At 58.8% G+C, this 15,825-nt stretch carries 14 protein-coding genes; 6 read left to right on the plus strand and 8 right to left on the minus strand.

All coding sequences use genetic code 11. From position 1 onward, the window contains the following. Positions 1-35 precede the first annotated feature (35 nt). Together ACTG34_RS04300 and ACTG34_RS04305 are read right to left on the minus strand one after the other, a co-directional pair. Entirely contained in the window at positions 36-593 is a 558-nt protein-coding gene (locus ACTG34_RS04300) for a peptidylprolyl isomerase (protein WP_439103774.1), read from the minus strand. Next, positions 586-1,092 carry a peptidylprolyl isomerase gene (locus ACTG34_RS04305; protein ID WP_439103775.1) on the minus strand — a complete coding sequence of 169 codons (507 nt, stop codon included), beginning with the start codon at positions 1,090-1,092 and terminating at the stop codon, positions 586-588. Before ACTG34_RS04305 ends, ACTG34_RS04300 begins: the two co-directional genes overlap by 8 nt. A gap of 211 nt (positions 1,093-1,303) precedes the next feature. On the opposite strand from ACTG34_RS04305, the gene ACTG34_RS04310 reads away from it, so the two are divergent. The 6 genes from ACTG34_RS04310 (at position 1,304) to ACTG34_RS04335 (ending at position 8,100) form a co-directional block, all read left to right on the plus strand. After that, positions 1,304-2,479 (plus strand): phosphoglycerate kinase, encoded by a 1,176-nt coding sequence (locus tag ACTG34_RS04310; RefSeq protein ID WP_439103776.1) that lies wholly within the window; start codon positions 1,304-1,306, stop codon positions 2,477-2,479. 242 nt (positions 2,480-2,721) lie between these two features. Further along, positions 2,722-3,651 carry a class I fructose-bisphosphate aldolase gene (locus ACTG34_RS04315; RefSeq protein ID WP_439103777.1) on the plus strand — a complete coding sequence of 310 codons (930 nt, stop codon included), beginning with the start codon at positions 2,722-2,724 and terminating at the stop codon, positions 3,649-3,651. Between the two features lie 197 nt (positions 3,652-3,848). Then, positions 3,849-4,151 (plus strand): FtsB family cell division protein, encoded by a 303-nt coding sequence (locus ACTG34_RS04320; protein WP_439103778.1) that lies wholly within the window; start codon positions 3,849-3,851, stop codon positions 4,149-4,151. A 239-nt stretch (positions 4,152-4,390) separates the two neighbouring features. Further along, entirely contained in the window at positions 4,391-5,392 is a 1,002-nt protein-coding gene (gene pdhA / locus ACTG34_RS04325; protein ID WP_342842684.1) for a pyruvate dehydrogenase (acetyl-transferring) E1 component subunit alpha, read from the plus strand. Between the two features lie 21 nt (positions 5,393-5,413). Further along, positions 5,414-6,787, plus strand: coding sequence for a pyruvate dehydrogenase complex E1 component subunit beta (locus ACTG34_RS04330; protein WP_439103779.1), 1,374 nt, complete (start codon positions 5,414-5,416; stop codon positions 6,785-6,787). Between the two features lie 11 nt (positions 6,788-6,798). Next, entirely contained in the window at positions 6,799-8,100 is a 1,302-nt protein-coding gene (locus tag ACTG34_RS04335) for a pyruvate dehydrogenase complex dihydrolipoamide acetyltransferase (RefSeq protein WP_439103780.1), read from the plus strand. Between the two features lie 91 nt (positions 8,101-8,191). On the opposite strand, the gene cysE is transcribed toward ACTG34_RS04335, so the two are convergent. The 6 genes from cysE to ACTG34_RS04365 form a co-directional block, all read right to left on the minus strand. Next, on the minus strand, positions 8,192-9,010 hold the full coding sequence (gene cysE, locus ACTG34_RS04340; protein WP_439103781.1) for a serine O-acetyltransferase: 819 nt from the start codon (positions 9,008-9,010) through the stop codon (positions 8,192-8,194). A 162-nt stretch (positions 9,011-9,172) separates the two neighbouring features. Then, positions 9,173-9,880, minus strand: a complete 708-nt coding sequence (locus ACTG34_RS04345) for a DUF2793 domain-containing protein (RefSeq protein WP_439103782.1) — start codon at positions 9,878-9,880, stop codon at positions 9,173-9,175. After that, the gene (locus tag ACTG34_RS04350; protein ID WP_439103783.1) at positions 9,873-13,814 is read right to left on the minus strand and encodes a baseplate multidomain protein megatron; all 3,942 of its coding nucleotides are present in this window, start codon (positions 13,812-13,814) and stop codon (positions 9,873-9,875) included. Before ACTG34_RS04350 ends, ACTG34_RS04345 begins: the two co-directional genes overlap by 8 nt. After that, positions 13,814-14,269 (minus strand): NlpC/P60 family protein, encoded by a 456-nt coding sequence (locus tag ACTG34_RS04355; protein WP_439103784.1) that lies wholly within the window; start codon positions 14,267-14,269, stop codon positions 13,814-13,816. Before ACTG34_RS04355 ends, ACTG34_RS04350 begins: the two co-directional genes overlap by 1 nt. After that, positions 14,269-15,177, minus strand: coding sequence for a DUF2163 domain-containing protein (locus tag ACTG34_RS04360; protein ID WP_439103785.1), 909 nt, complete (start codon positions 15,175-15,177; stop codon positions 14,269-14,271). Before ACTG34_RS04360 ends, ACTG34_RS04355 begins: the two co-directional genes overlap by 1 nt. Then, entirely contained in the window at positions 15,177-15,809 is a 633-nt protein-coding gene (locus tag ACTG34_RS04365; protein ID WP_439103786.1) for a phage distal tail protein, Rcc01695 family, read from the minus strand. Before ACTG34_RS04365 ends, ACTG34_RS04360 begins: the two co-directional genes overlap by 1 nt. Positions 15,810-15,825 lie beyond the last annotated feature (16 nt).

Here is a 15,825-nt window from a genome sequence, read left to right on the forward strand (position 1 = left end):
CCCCCGCGCCGCGTAAAGTCACACTGCGTTCGCGATTACTCGGTCACGGTCACTTTTGTCATCACATCAGGCGCGCCGATCACGGCACCGTTTGGGCCGCGCCCGCGCTTGATGTTGAACACAACGTCCATGCCGCTCGTGACCTTACCTACAACGGTGTATTGCCCGTTGAGGTGAGGCGCAGGCGCGAACATGATAAAGAACTGCGAGTTGGCGGAGTTTGGATCTTGGCTGCGCGCCATGCCTACAACACCCGACTCAAAGCTCTCTTCGGAGAACTCTGCGGCCAGATCGTCGTATTGCGATCCACCACGCCCTGCGGCTTGCATCGAAAACGCGTCCACGCCTTGCTTGCCGAATTCAACGTCACCCGTTTGCGCCATAAACCCGTCGATCACGCGGTGAAACACCACGTTGTCATACGCGCCCTCATTGGCAAGTTTCACAATATGGGCCACGTGATTTGGCGCCACATCATCCGCGAGGTCGATGTGAATGCTGCCATTGGCCTCGCCTGCGATCTCGATATCGAGACCGGTGGCAAATGCCGGACCTGCCGCCAGCGCGGCGATAAGGGCGAGAGATTTAAGCATCTGCGGCCACTTTCACGGAGATCATCGCATCGGGGTATTGAGCCGGCTCGCCACGGGTGATCTTGTCGACCGCTTCCATGCCCGAAATCACGCGGCCATAGACCGTGTACTGACGGTTGAGGAAGTGGTTGTCGGAGAAGTTGATAAAGAACTGCGAGTTGGCGGAGTTCGGATCTTGGCTACGCGCCGCGCCGATGGTGCCGCGATCGTGCGGGATGCCCGAGAATTCCGCTTTGACATTTGGCAAATCAGAGCCGCCTGTGCCCGCGCGGCGCAGTTCGAAGTCTTTGTTTTGATTGCCGAATTGTACGTCACCCGTCTGCGCCATGAACCCGTCGATCACGCGGTGGAACACAACGCCGTCATACAGACCCGCACGTGCCAGCTCTTTCATGCGCGCACAATGCTCGGGTGCGATATCGGGCAGAAGTTCGATGACGACTTCGCCGTGCTCAAGTTCGATCAGGATGGTGTTTTCGGGATCTTTATAATCGGTCATAGTGCCTCCAAAGGTCAAATTTGGCGGCACTCTAATCGCCCCGCGCGCGAAGGGAAAGACCCCGCTTTGCCGCGCAGCACTCACATCCGCGCGACCTCTTTGTTGACGCCGCGCCCGTGACAGCGCAAACAGGGGGAAATGGCCCGACCCTGATTTTGAACCCCGTATTGAAGACCCCGTACTGAACTGTACTGAAGGTAAGGACACACCAATGGCTTGGAAAACTCTCGACGACATGGATCTGGACGGCAAAATCGTCCTCACGCGCGTAGATATCAACGTGCCGATGGACGGCGGGCGCGTCACGGATGCCACCCGTATTGCACGGATCAAACCGACCATTGACGATATCATCGCTGCGGGCGGCACGCCCGTGATGTTGGCCCACTTTGGTCGCCCCAAAGGCGAAGTGGTGCCCGAGATGTCATTGGCCCATATCTTGCCCGCTGTGACCGAGACACTGGGGCGTGATGTGACATTTATTGAACAACCATCGCGTGAGGCACTGGATGCCTTGCCTGCGGGCACTGTGGTTTTGGTGGAGAACACGCGGTTCACCAATATGGAAACCGACAACGATCCTAAAATGGCGCAGTTTCTGGCCTCGCTTGGCGATGTGTTTTGCAACGATGCATTTTCTGCGGCGCACCGCGCGCATGCCTCGACCGAAGGTGTGGCGCATCTGTTACCATCGTGCGCGGGTCGCCTCATGGCCCAAGAGATTGGCGCGTTGGAAAAGGCACTCACCACGCCCGAGCGCCCCGTTGTGGCCGTGGTTGGCGGCGCGAAAGTCTCGACCAAACTTGATCTGTTGGGCAACCTCGTGCGCAAGGTCGATTTCCTTGTGATCGGTGGCGGCATGGCCAATACATTTCTGGCCGCCAAAGGGATCGATGTCGGCAAATCGCTGTGCGAGCATGATCTTGCCGAAACGGCGCGTGAGATCCTCACGAAAGCCGACGAAGCGGGATGCGAAATCATTTTGCCCGTGGACCTCGTGGTGGCACGCGAATTCAAAGCCAACGCGGCGAACGAGACCGTTGGCGTCGACGCCTGCCCCAGTGACGCAATGATCTTTGACGCAGGGCCACAGTCTGTCGCTCGTATCAACGAGATCATTACGGGGGCAAAAACCCTTGTGATGAACGGCCCGCTGGGTGTGTTCGAGCTTGAGCCGTTCGGCACCGGCACATTCGCCATGCTTGATACGATTGCGGCACAAAGCACGGCGGGCGCACTGGTGTCTGTGGCGGGCGGCGGCGACACGGTGGCCGCAATCAACGCCTCTGGGCACGCCGATGCCTTCACCTATATCTCGACCGCGGGTGGTGCGTTCCTTGAGTGGATGGAGGGCAAGACCCTCCCCGGTGTCGCCGCGCTCGGCTAATCATCCTCACAACACCCTTGAATCTATGCGGGCCATCTCACATGAGGTGGCCCGTTTTGCGTGTGGGTGGGGCGCAAACATTGCCCCAGATCAAGGTTTCACCGCTCTCAAACGATATAATATCGGTGCGTGCAGGAGATGTGAGCGCAATCATTGCGGCTGTTAGCGCAACCCGTGTTGCCGTTGTGAAAAGGCTTGCTAAACCGCTCGCAAGATCGGACCAAATCCTAGGAAGCACCCTGATGAAAACCACACGCATTGTTCAAAAAATTCTTGCCAATTACGAAAGCGAAACTCCAGGCGTAAAGGCCAACCTTGCGCGGATTTTGATGGAAGGCAAACTGGGCGGCACGGGCAAGTTGATCATCCTGCCCGTTGACCAAGGGTTTGAACACGGCCCCGCGCGCTCCTTTGCCCCGAACCCCGCAGGCTACGACCCCCACTATCACTACCAGTTGGCGATTGATGCGGGCATGTCGGCCTACGCCGCGCCCCTCGGCCCACTCGAGGCCGGTGCAGACACGTTTTGCGGTCAAATCCCCACCATTCTCAAAGTGAACTCCGCCAACTCCCTGATGGGCAACGGCGCGGGCAAGAACCAAGCGATTACCGCCTCCGTCGATGACGCGCTGCGCCTTGGCTGTGCCGCAATCGGCTTCACCATCTACCCCGGTTCCGACATGGCCGTGGACATGATCGAAGAGATCAAAGATATGCGCCGCGACGCCGCCTCCAAAGGGATCGCGACCGTGATCTGGTCCTATCCGCGTGGTGAGGCGATCACCAAAGACGGTGAAACTGCAATTGATGTGGCCGCCTACGCCGCGCACATGGCCGCCCTTCTGGGCGCGCATATCATCAAGATCAAGCTGTCCACCGATCACCTGATGCTGCCCGAAGCCAAGGCGGTCTACGAGGACAAAAAGATTGCGATTTCGACCATGGCCGAGCGCGTCAAACATTGCGTCGATGCCTCGCTTGGTGGTCGTCGTATCATCGTGTTCTCGGGTGGCGCGTCCAAAGGGGCCGATGCGGTCTATGACGATGCTCGCGCAATTCGTGACGGCGGCGGCAACGGGTCGATCATTGGACGCAATTCGTTCCAACGCTCACGCCCCGAGGCCTTGGCCATGCTTGCCCAACTGGTCGAGATCTACAAAGGCAAAGCGTGATTTCGACCCTTTGGTGAGTCCGAAAAGACACGAAAAGATATGTCAAAAGGCGCTTTCGAGCGCCTTTTTGCTTTTGTAGGCCATTGTTTCAAAAAGGGGATTCACAAAGCGAATCACCTGTGGCATAGAGGTCCAACGGATCACCCGTTCAAGAGGTGGCCGTGAGGCAGATACAACCCAACGAGGCAACCGGGCACATGGCAGTCGCAAAACGCCGTCCTTCCATCGCTGTTCTGATTTACACCGCCAGCGTCGTGACGCTTGGCGGGTATTTCACGTTTGCGTCCGTTCAGGGCGAATACGGGTTGTTTCGTCGTATCCAGATCGAGGCTGAACGCGGCGCATTGCAAAACACCTCTAACGCGCTTGAGGCAGAACTGACCGACATGCGCAATAAATCCATGCGCCTGTCCGATGGCTATCTTGATCTTGATCTGCTCGATGAGCAGGCGCGCGATGTCTTGGGCTATTTGCGTACAGATGAAATTGTGATCCGTTAATCTGCGGATCTGCGGGTTAAACCCAGCGGCGCAATCCCATATAAATCACACAAAACACGCTGACTTGCGCATTTCAACGCAGGCATTCCGCCTGTGCATGGCTGCGTCCCGCATATGGGTGTAAATTATCCGTGCATTTTGAATGCAACCCCTGTATGATATTGTTTAACGTTAAACTATATACCAAGACTCTGTCGAATTCCCGACAGATCAGCCGCGACTTTGGAGGAGGAGGCCGCATGGCAGCCAAGAAAACCACCGCAACTGCGGCGAGCAAAGCAAACGTCTCAAAAGACGAGCTGCTCGCCTATTATAAGGACATGCTCCTTATCCGCCGTTTTGAAGAGAAGGCAGGCCAACTTTATGGCATGGGTCTCATCGGTGGATTTTGTCACCTTTATATCGGCCAAGAGGCCGTTGTTGTAGGCCTTGAGGCCGCAACAAAAGAGGGCGACAAGCGCATCACATCTTACCGCGACCACGGGCACATGCTCGCGTGCGGCATGGACCCCAAGGGCGTGATGGCAGAGCTTACCGGTCGCGAAGGCGGCTACTCCAAAGGTAAGGGCGGCTCAATGCACATGTTCTCCAAAGAGAAGCATTTCTACGGCGGCCACGGCATTGTCGGCGCACAAGTGCCACTCGGTGCGGGTCTGGCGTTCTCCGACAAATACAAAGGCAACGACAACGTGACCTTTGCCTACTTTGGCGATGGCGCAGCCAACCAAGGTCAGGTTTACGAGACCTACAACATGGCCCAGCTTTGGGATCTTCCGGTGATTTTCGTCATCGAGAACAACCAATACGCTATGGGCACCTCCGTGCAACGCTCCACCAAATCGCCCTCCCTTTGGGAACGCGGTGCCGCCTACGGCATCAAAGGCGAAGAGGTTGACGGCATGGACGTTCTGGCCGTGAAAGAAGCCTCCGAGAAAGCTGTCGCACATTGTCGCGCCGGTCTTGGCCCCTACATTCTCGAAGTGAAAACATACCGTTACCGTGGTCACTCCATGTCTGACCCCGCAAAATACCGCACCCGCGAAGAGGTGCAAAAAATACGCGAAGAGCGCGATCCGATCGAGAATATCCGCGGGCTGCTTTTGACAGGCAACCACGCCACCGAGGATGACCTCAAAGCGATCGATAAAGAGATCAAAGAGGTGGTGAACGCCTCTGCAGAGTTTGCCAAAGAGAGCCCCGAGCCAGCTTTGGAAGAACTCTGGACCGACATTTACGCGTGATCCGAGGGAGGATTTAAACCAATGGCTACCGAACTTCTTATGCCCGCCCTCTCCCCCACGATGGAGGAAGGCACGCTCGCGAAATGGCTCGTCAAAGAGGGCGACACCGTTAAATCCGGTGACATTATTGCGGAAATTGAAACCGACAAAGCAACCATGGAATTCGAAGCCGTGGATGAGGGCGTGATGGGCAAAATCCTGATCGCTGAAGGCACCGAAGGCGTCAAAGTAAACGCCGTCATCGCGATTTTGGTTGAGGAAGGCGAAGACGCCTCCGATCTCAGCGCCGCCGCTGCCCCTGCCGCACCCGCCGAGGCTGCACCAGTGGCCGCCGCACCTGCGTCGGTGCCTGCGACCGCTGCGGCACCTGTGGCCGTCAAAGAGGTCACACCTGATTGGCCCGAAGGCACCCCGATGAAAAAGCAGACCGTACGCGAAGCGCTGCGTGATGCAATGTCGGAGGAAATGCGCCGCGACGAAAACGTGTTCTTGATGGGCGAGGAAGTCGCTGAATACCAAGGTGCGTATAAGATCTCGCAAGGTATGCACGACGAGTTCGGGTCCAAGCGCGTCATCGACACGCCAATCACCGAGCACGGGTTTGCGGGCATTGCCACGGGCGCTGCCTTTGGTGGCTTGCGTCCTATCGTCGAATTCATGACCTTCAACTTCGCCATGCAAGCGATTGACCACCTGATCAACTCGGCGGCCAAGACACTTTATATGTCTGGCGGTCAAATGGGTGCGCCGATGGTGTTTCGTGGGGCCAACGGTGCCGCGGCGCGCGTAGGTGCACAGCACTCGCAGTGTTACGCCGCATGGTACGCACAGGTTCCAGGTCTCAAGGTTGTGATGCCCTACTCGGCCTCCGACTATAAAGGTCTGATGAAAACCGCGATCCGCGACGACAACCCCGTGATCTTCCTCGAAAACGAAATCCTCTATGGCAAGCAATTCGATGTGCCTGACGTTGAGGATTACACCGTGCCATTCGGCAAGGCCCGCATCTGGCGCGAGGGCACTGATGTGACCATCGTGTCCTTTGGCATCGGCATGACCTACGCACTCGAAGCCGCTGACAAGCTGGCCGAAGAGGGTATTTCAGCCGAAGTTATCGACCTGCGCACCCTGCGCCCCATCGACTACGACACTGTGTTGGCCTCGGTTCAGAAAACCAACCGCTGCGTTACCGTCGAAGAGGGTTGGCCAGTGGGCGCAATCGGCAACCACCTGTCGGCCACGATCATGCAGCGCGCGTTCGATTACCTCGACGCCCCTGTGATTTGCTGCACAGGCAAAGACGTGCCGATGCCCTATGCCGCCAACCTCGAAAAACACGCGCTTATCACAACCGACGAAGTGATCGCCGCCGTGAAAGAAGTCACCTACCGTTAAGGAGAAAAACAATGGCTATTGAACTACTTATGCCCGCGCTTTCTCCGACAATGGAGGAAGGCACGCTTGCAAAATGGCTCGTCAAAGAGGGCGATACCGTTAAATCCGGCGATGTGATTGCGGAGATCGAAACGGACAAGGCAACGATGGAATTCGAAGCCGTGGACGAAGGCGTGATTGGTAAAATCCTTGTCGCTGAGGGCACCGAGGGCGTGAAAGTAAACGCGCCGATTGCGGTGATTTTGGAAGACGGCGAAGATGCCTCTGCGGCGGACACTGTAGGGGCATCCGCCCCTGCGGCCGTTCCTGCCGCCGCACCGGATGCACCCAAGGCCGAGGCTGCTCCTGCCGCAGCGGCCCCTGCCCCCGCCGCACCTGTTTCGGGCGGCGCACGTGTGTTTGCCTCACCTTTGGCACGCCGCATTGCTGCGCAAAATGGCGTTGATTTGACAACGATCACGGGCACAGGCCCAAAGGGTCGCATTGTGAAAGCAGACGTTGAGGGCGCACAAGCCGCACCCAAAGCGGCCGCGCCACAAGCCGCAGCAGCGACACCTGCACCGACGACAGCCGCGCCCACGGGCATGTCTGCCGATGTTGTGGCGAAGATGTACGCGGAGCGCGACTACGATGAGGTCAAACTCGACGGGATGCGCAAAACCATTGCCGCACGTCTCACCGAGGCCAAACAAACCATCCCGCATTTCTACTTGCGCCGCGATGTTCAGTTGGACGCGCTCCTTAAATTCCGCTCACAGCTCAACAAGCAGCTTGAGGGCAAGGGCGTGAAACTCTCGGTCAACGACTTCATCATCAAAGCTGTCGCAAATGCGCTGCAAGAGGTTCCTGAGGCCAACGCAGTGTGGGCTGGCGACCGCGTCTTGCAACTCAAACCGTCCGATGTGGCGGTGGCTGTGGCAATCGAGGGCGGGTTGTTTACACCTGTGCTCAAAGACGCCGATATGAAATCGCTCTCCGCGCTGTCCAAAGAGATGAAAGATCTCGCAGGACGTGCACGGGATCGCAAATTGGCCCCGCATGAATACCAAGGTGGCTCCTTCGCGATTTCCAACCTCGGCATGTTCGGCATCGACAATTTCGACGCCATTGTGAACCCACCCCACGCGGGCATTCTCGCGGTCGGTGCGGGTAAACCCAAACCTGTTGTGGGCGCGGACGGTGAGTTGAAAGTGGCAACAGTTATGTCCATGACCATGTCCGTAGATCACCGCGTGATCGACGGCGCAGTTGGGGCAAAATTGATCAACGCCATCGTTGAGAACCTCGAAAATCCTGTGGCGATGTTGGCCTAAGGCCGCATCAAAACTTGCACAAATCGAACAAAAAGCCCCCGCAGATCATTCTGCGGGGGCTTTTTACTGTCTAAATTCGATAATTTCGCGATTAGCTATCTGTTGACCGTGTCCCGATCAATTGGTTCATCGACACAGATGGTTGCGAACATCCTGCCTCGCCCACGACCTTTGCGGGGACGCCCGCGACCGTGGTGCAGGGTGGCACTTCGTTCAAAACCACCGATCCGGCAGCGATACGCGAGCAATGCCCGATCTGGATGTTGCCAAGCACCTTGGCCCCTGCTCCGATCAACACACCATCACCAATCTTAGGGTGGCGATCTTCCTCTTCTTTGCCCGTCCCGCCAAGCGTCACAGAATGCAGGATCGACACGTTGTCACCAATGACAGCCGTCTCGCCGAACACAAGCGCATGGGCGTGGTCAAGAAAGATCCCCTTACCGATGCGGCAATTGGGGTGAATATCAATCGAGAACAATTCGGAGACGCGCATCTGGATGAAATAGGCCAAATCCCTGCGCCCCCGCTTCCACAACCAATGCGCGACGCGATGCGCCTGAACAGCTTGGAAGCCTTTGAAATACAACAAAGGTTGGATATAGGCATGGCAGGCTGGATCACGATCATATACGGCGGCAAGATCGGCGCGGGCCGCATCTGCCAAACTGTCATCATCGGCGTAGGCCTCATCGGCAATCTCGCGGATCAGCTGTTCCGACATCTCTGGAGAGGCCAGCTTTTGCGCCAAACGATAGGCCAAAGCGTCCTCAAATCCCTCGTGATGCAAGATGCACGCATGCACCATTCCGCCCAAAAGCGGCTCATCGCCCACCGCCGCTTGGGCCTCGGACACGATCCGCGTCCAAACGGGATCGATCTTTGAAATCTGGACTTTGGTTTTCGCCATCGTGACATCCTCTTCAGCGTGATCCTACTATAGATAGGCTGAACTGCCAAAGCGCAAGTGTGTGATGATGACAATTCACCATCGTGATGAGCAAAACGCAACGTAAGGGCGTAGCCACACGGATGTCGCTACGCCTTTGATCAGGTTATAGTTTTCCTGAGATCAGGTCGGAATAGCAAATTGCAGACAATGCACCGCAAGACGAATTTCACCGCTTGCAAAATCGCCGCCCTCGCCCGTCAGGATCAAATCCTCGGCGCTATAATACGTCACGGGCGCACCCGTCAGCCCCCGCAACCATGATCCTTGAGGCATCGACAAAGACGATCCGTAGCGATCAACGGAGCCTGCAACCCCGAGCGAAAACCCTGTCGCCGTGCCGGCAATGGCCGTTGTGACGCGGCCTGTGACGCCGAACACCACCGATTGAGACGGTAACGCAAAGGACACGTGTGAGGTCGCCCCTGCTCCGATCACATGGTCAATCTCGATGGTGCGTTGGATCATGCCCGCGCCATTTGGCGAGAGCGATTGCAGCCCCTCAATCCACTGGGTGCCATCAAAACAGGCGTGAACCCCCTGATCGACGACATAGGCGCGCATGCCTTGGGTTGCGGGCACGAACGCCCAACCTGCATTGACGTAGACGGCGATCTGGCCCGCGTGAGCTGCCCACGCATTGACCGCACCCGCGGGCACACCGTAGGCATCCCCCTCGGATGCGGCCAGTGGCGGCGTTGTGATCGTGGTGGAGCCAAGAGCGAGTTGGACAAGCGCATCAAGGCGGGTCAATGCCTCGTTCACGGTGACATGTTTTTGCGCCTGCGAGGGGGCCAAAAGCGGCAGGTTCAGACGGGGTGTATCAGTCATTGATCAAGATCCTTGTGAATAGGCCCGCGCCGAAGCTTTCGGACACTTGAGCCACTTCGATGGTGAATGGCGCAGTCACGCCATCCGATGTCTGGTGCGCCGCCGCATAGGTCCACGCGGGCGACACCGTGATGTCGTCGCGCATCACGGCGCCGTCTTTGATGACACGGGCGGTGTAGATCTCGGACGCCTCGCCCAGTGGCACCTCGACCGAGACCCAGCTGTCGCCATCGAGGCGCGTGCGGCGCACCCACGTCACGTTCAAATCCCCCGTGGTAACATCGCGCGCGGCGTGCAAATGGCACGGCGCATAGGGGCGCAACCCGATGCCGTCAAACGCCTCGGTGCGGTGTTTGTAACTGGGATCGGCAACCCCGCGCTGTGCGGGGCCGATGCGGTAGTGACGCGCCAAACCACGCGCCGATGAGGCAAGATCAATCTGCGACAAGGCTTCGTTGAGTAGAACCACACGCGCCCCGATGGGCCATGTCGGCAAAGCGCCGTTTTCAAGCGCATCCGTCCCCGCCTGACCGCGCAAGCGCAGCGAAATGTCATAGGTCTGCGCGCCAACCAGTTCGGCATGCGCGAACTGGAACACTTCCCATCGCCCTGACGTCCCATCGCCAATTGCCACCGCATTTGCCCCGTTTAGAACGGCGTCCTCGCTGACAGAGGTGAGAGCGCCACGGGTGAGTTTGACCCGCAACGGCGCGCCACGATCCCAAAGGCCGGACACCGCAGGCTCCAATTCGGTTTGCGTCACGCCAAACGTGGCCCATGTGGGCAAAAGCGTGTTGAGCGTATAGCCCTCGTCGGACGCTGCGGCATAGACCGCCGCTGATCCGGGCCATGGATTGGCCACCGCTCCGACAAATGGCGCGTGTGGCACTTGGCTCTCGCTCAGAAGTGGCAGATCAAGGAACAGCGCAAACACCGGCACAGGGGCCGCAAAGGCGCGCGCCTCAACGATCTCTTCGTCGGCGTCCGATGGTTCGAGATTGGCCGGCTCGATGCGCACCGCTTCGACCTGACGGGCGGTGTCGAGCGTCGAGTGGTCAATGCGGTAGAGCGCCGGCCCTGCATCTTCCTCGATCTGGACCACGTCGCCCGCGCCATATGCGCCCATCGACGGCGGCAGGACAAAACGCGCGGTGTCACGCGCCACTCGCGATTGCGCAAGCCACCGTTCCACCACCTGTTTGCCCTCCGAACGGGTGAGCGCCAATGGCAGCTCCGAGAGCGACACAGTGCGAGTCTCTTCGTCGGGATAGATCGCCTCTTGTGTGTGCGCCGCAAAGGAGCCATCCGCCTCTACGAACGTCAGGCCCACGCGCCCCGCCACCTCTGCCTCAGGAGCGCGGGTGCGCTCAATAATCCCGTCAAGGCTATCAATGCGCGCCAGATTTGGCTCGTCCACCGTCACCGATGGCTTGCCGTTTTGCGTGCGAAAGATCAGTTTGCCCTCACGCTCGATGGCGTCAAACCCGTAGGCCAGCATCAGCGGTTGCAACGCCGCACGCGCATCGGTCACATTGGGCACGCTATAGCCGCGCAACACGCCCCACAGCGCGCTGACATCGTAGTCATGCACAGCGGAGCGCTCGCATATTTCAGCCACAACATCCGCCAAAGACCGCGAGCCTGCGCGCCCGTTGAGCCAATGGCCCTTGGTATAGTTGATCCCGTCCGACCACACGGATGTGGCATTAGGAAAGGCGGGAAACGGCCGCGCATCCCATGCCCAAACATACGCACGATCCATGTCGATCATCGGCCCGCCGTACACGTCCGATACGGGATTGTTGTCGGGATCATTCCAGTATTGCGTTTGCGCGCGCAGATATTGCAACTGGATGAAATCATCACGCCGCCCGTTTGAATAGGCGGGCAGATCGCTTTCCGAGGACTTGGGATCGAGGAATTTGTTTGGCTCGTTGGTGCCCTTATCGACGGCAGCACAGCCGATTTCGGTGAACCAAATCGGTTTCATCCGTGGCTCCCACGCGGAGGGCGTTTCAATGCGCACGCCGTCCACGCGGTCATGGTGATCGTTCTGCCACCAGCTGCGAATATCCTTATACCGCCAGATCCAATCCTCGCCGTGTAGCCCGTCATAGATCGGTGTGCGAATTTGCGCCTCGGCATGGTTGGGGTGGGCATAATACCAATCATACCCTTCTGCGCCCTCAATCCCCGCCTTGAGGTAGTCGAGGTTATAGATCGACCCATATGCGGCGTCCGCGTGATCATCGCCCTCGCGCCAATCCGAAATCGGCATGTAGTTGTCGATCCCGACAAAGTCGATATTGGCATCGGCCCACAGCGGATCGAGGTGGTAAAACAGATTGCCCTGATACTGATAGCCGAAATACTCCGACCAATCGGCCGCGTAGCCGATCTTGCACTCTGGCCCCAAGATGGCGCGACAGTCCGCCGCCAAGGCGATCAGCGCATCCACAGCCGGAAAGCCGTCCGCCCCTTGGATCGTCGTCAAAGATCGCATTTCGGACCCGATGCAAAAGCTATGCACCCCACCCGCAAGCGCACACAGATGCGCGTAATGAAGGATCATGCGACGATAGGAATACTCGTTTGGCCCCGTGTAGCCCACGCGGTCGCCCTCTTGGGTGAAATCGCCCACCTGCGCTGTGCCAAAAAACGCGGCCACCTGCGCGTCTGCGGCGGCGGTCGCGTTTGGACCACCCGCTACCCCCGGTGCAAGCGCGGCCGTAATCCGCCCACGCCACGGCAAATGCGGCTGTCCCGCAACGCCCGTCCACGGATCAATCAGCGTGTTACCCTGCATTTGATCCATCAAGATAAACGGGTAGAACATCACTTCACGATCCGCGTCTTTGAGCGCCACAATCGCCTCGATCACCGACTGATCCGTGGGTGTGCCCCCATACACCACACGGTCATCGGGCAAGCGCGGCAACACTTGCGCCGTGTCGCGGGTCAGGCCCGAAACCGTCCACGGCATTTGTGTCCCATCAAGACTGTTTTGCTCGACTTTGGGCCGCAAACTGCACGAGCCGCACCGCAGGTCATCGCCAAACCACGACACCACGAGAGAGGCGGCTTTGGCATTGGGCAATTCGCCCACCAGATCATCAAGTGCGGTGGCATAGTTGGTCAGACCAGAGGCCGAATGCACGTTCGTGCTCTCGACATTGCCCAAACCGTCCTCGAAATACACGGGCGTTGTGGCCAGCGCATATTCGCCCGTCCCCGGAATGATCGAGACACCTTTGACAATGGCGTTCAGGTCAGGCTCGACCCCCACCCCCGCTGAATTGCCCGTGACGACTTGTTCAGGGCGCACCACTTCGAATGTGAACTGGGGAACACGGTTGCCGTAGGGCGCAAGCGCCAGATCCTCGATCACCACATAGGCGATCCCGCGATAGGCCGGCACATTGCCCGCCCCCTCAACCGCTTCCATTTTGGGATCGGGCAGTTGATCCTCGGCCCCTGTATAAACACGCATGTTCAGATCATTGGGGCTGATTTCCTGCCCATCGGCCCAGATACGCCCCACCCGTGCAATGGCTCCCTCGCACAGCGCAATCGCCAACGACGTGCTATATGCATACGACGTTGTGGTTGTGGACGGCGCCCCCTTGCCGCCAGACGTGGATGATGTGGACACGGCTTCGGAGAACCGCGAGGCCCAAATCACCTGACCACCGATGCGCATACGCCCGTAAAGCTGTGCAATCGGCGCGCCCTCAGACGCACCGGTAAAGCGGAAACGATCCACTTTGCCGCTCTCCACCACGGCACTGCCCGCGCCCATAAGTCGCTGATCCATACGCGCACCGATGCTGGCACCAATAGCGCGCCCGATGACGACCGAGGACAGGCCAAGCACGCCACCGCCCACAGAGGCCCCGATTGCGCCACCAACTGCTGAAAGAACGATCGTCGCCATCACTGGTCTCCGTTTTCAAATAAAGTGTCGGGAAAGGCAAAACACGCCACGATGCGCCGCGCCCATGGGGACGTCAGCGTCCCCTCGACCACGCCGTGGCCGCTATAGGCATGGACAAACGCGGCGGCGTCACCTGTGCGGGTGACAAGGCCAAGATGCTTGGCCACACCCCCCGCCCGCATCCGAAACAACACCACATCACCCGCCGCCATATCGGCCACAGGCTTGGCCCGCATATAGGTTGAAAGCGCAGACCAAAGCCGCTCAGCGCGCTGTGGCTCGCTCCAGTCGCGCGTATAGGCGGGCACCGCGGCAGGCTCGGCCCCAAAGGCCTCCCGCCACACACCGCGCAACACGCCCAAACAATCCGCACCCGCGCCCTTAACGGACCCTTGATGATGATACGGCGTGCCGATCCACGTGCGCGCGATCCGCACAATCTCAAAGCGCGTCATCACGCACCCCCTTGGCGCGAGCCACCGTCATTATCATCCGATGAGGATGGATAGGAGGCCAGCCAGTCATCACCCGGAATATGAGGAAAGCCGCGAAAGTTATTGAAGTTATTGAATTTAAGGCGGCATGTCTGCGCGCGCTTGTCGCATCCCGCCTCTAGGCGGATCGTATCGCCGACAGCAACGGCCCCCCGCAATGGGTCCCACAGGTCGATCACACGCCCCGTGGCCGTTAGGCGATCATTCTTGACGATGCCCACCAGACCCGCCGCCGCGCCAGTGCGCACCACAAGGCGGCCGCGCTCAAACCATCGGTCATCAAACTCCGCCAAACCCGCCATACGAAACACCCGCGCGCCGTCCACCGCCTCGACACTCACCTCGGCGCTATAGCCCAAAGCGTCCAGATCAAACCCACAGCTCGCCCCGCCCAAAACAGCGGAACACGCAGAGTGGTACACGCGGCCCTGCGGTTGGTTGAGACGTTCGGTCAATCCGCGCAATTCGGCGCGAAAGCCACCACCGACACGGGTGATTTCTCCGAACGTTCCGTTGAACTGCAACACCCGCTCGGACACATCGGCCCAATTGACCAACCACGATTTGACCGTTGCGCCGTCAAAGCGCCCCGCCTCGATATCGCGCTCGTCCACCGCCACCGACGACAACGCGCCAAGGCTTTCGGTGTTATCCACAGACAGACCCGTGGTCTGCTCCAACGCCTGCGCGGTGAGGCCCGTATCGGCCTTGAACACGATGCCCTCAAACCGCAGGTCCAGATCGTGATCGGTAAACCCGAGCACAACGCCATCGCGCCGCGTCAACGCCCATGCGCGACACACGGTCGTGATACCACGCGCCAAATGCGCCTTGAGCGCGGCGGGAAAATGATCGGAGGGAACAGCCATCACACCCGCACCTCCACAATCGGCACATCTGGCACTTCGCCCGCCTGAAACGAGGCCACGGAGGTTGCAATACGGTCGGTGTCGAACCGCACCGGCACGTCAAACTCGAACCCCGCTGTGATCTCCACATGTTCCTCTGGCGGCGACACGAACGTGACCAATCCCGCGTTAATATCCACACTCCAATGGATGCCCTCTTGCAACTCAACGCCACCCACCCCCACACGCACCGTACCAAACACCGGCTTGACGATGGGACGCAGGTACTGCGCGTGGCCCGAGGCATAGAGTTTACACAACGGATAGCTCATCGTGACACCATCGCCCTTGGCAATCTCTTGGTCATCATAGGCCACTGTGCTTGAGGCCAAACAGGATTTGAAATCGGACCAGTCTTTCCAGCGAAAGCCGAACATCTGACCTTGGCGCGCCTCAAAGAAGGCAATCAAACGCTCGACGTCATCAAGCGACCGCATCCCCAGTCCTGCGTCGTAGCGACGGCGCGAATGGGCCCACGGCGTGTTGCGCTCTTCGAACCCGTTGGCCAGTGTGACAACATCCGTGCGCCGCTCAGGCCCGCCCACAGATCCAAAACTCAAGTTCGCGGGAAATCTCACATCATGAAACGCCATGTCTAATCCTTTGAAA

It is taken from the genome of Celeribacter marinus, from assembly GCF_965656515.1.
Classification (GTDB): domain Bacteria; phylum Pseudomonadota; class Alphaproteobacteria; order Rhodobacterales; family Rhodobacteraceae; genus Celeribacter; species Celeribacter marinus_D.

What these genes read in the sequence shown, in the direction of transcription:
- ACTG34_RS04300 (WP_439103774.1), bottom strand. Translation starts at nt 593, where the DNA reads ATGCTTAAATCTCTCGCCCTTATCGCCGCGCTGGCGGCAGGTCCGGCA.
- ACTG34_RS04305 (WP_439103775.1), bottom strand. Translation starts at nt 1,092, where the DNA reads ATGACCGATTATAAAGATCCCGAAAACACCATCCTGATCGAACTTGAG.
- ACTG34_RS04310 (WP_439103776.1), top strand. Translation starts at nt 1,304, where the DNA reads ATGGCTTGGAAAACTCTCGACGACATGGATCTGGACGGCAAAATCGTC.
- ACTG34_RS04315 (WP_439103777.1), top strand. Translation starts at nt 2,722, where the DNA reads ATGAAAACCACACGCATTGTTCAAAAAATTCTTGCCAATTACGAAAGC.
- ACTG34_RS04320 (WP_439103778.1), top strand. Translation starts at nt 3,849, where the DNA reads ATGGCAGTCGCAAAACGCCGTCCTTCCATCGCTGTTCTGATTTACACC.
- pdhA (WP_342842684.1), top strand. Translation starts at nt 4,391, where the DNA reads ATGGCAGCCAAGAAAACCACCGCAACTGCGGCGAGCAAAGCAAACGTC.
- ACTG34_RS04330 (WP_439103779.1), top strand. Translation starts at nt 5,414, where the DNA reads ATGGCTACCGAACTTCTTATGCCCGCCCTCTCCCCCACGATGGAGGAA.
- ACTG34_RS04335 (WP_439103780.1), top strand. Translation starts at nt 6,799, where the DNA reads ATGGCTATTGAACTACTTATGCCCGCGCTTTCTCCGACAATGGAGGAA.
- cysE (WP_439103781.1), bottom strand. Translation starts at nt 9,010, where the DNA reads ATGGCGAAAACCAAAGTCCAGATTTCAAAGATCGATCCCGTTTGGACG.
- ACTG34_RS04345 (WP_439103782.1), bottom strand. Translation starts at nt 9,880, where the DNA reads ATGACTGATACACCCCGTCTGAACCTGCCGCTTTTGGCCCCCTCGCAG.
- ACTG34_RS04350 (WP_439103783.1), bottom strand. Translation starts at nt 13,814, where the DNA reads ATGGCGACGATCGTTCTTTCAGCAGTTGGTGGCGCAATCGGGGCCTCT.
- ACTG34_RS04355 (WP_439103784.1), bottom strand. Translation starts at nt 14,269, where the DNA reads ATGACGCGCTTTGAGATTGTGCGGATCGCGCGCACGTGGATCGGCACG.
- ACTG34_RS04360 (WP_439103785.1), bottom strand. Translation starts at nt 15,177, where the DNA reads ATGGCTGTTCCCTCCGATCATTTTCCCGCCGCGCTCAAGGCGCATTTG.
- ACTG34_RS04365 (WP_439103786.1), bottom strand. Translation starts at nt 15,809, where the DNA reads ATGGCGTTTCATGATGTGAGATTTCCCGCGAACTTGAGTTTTGGATCT.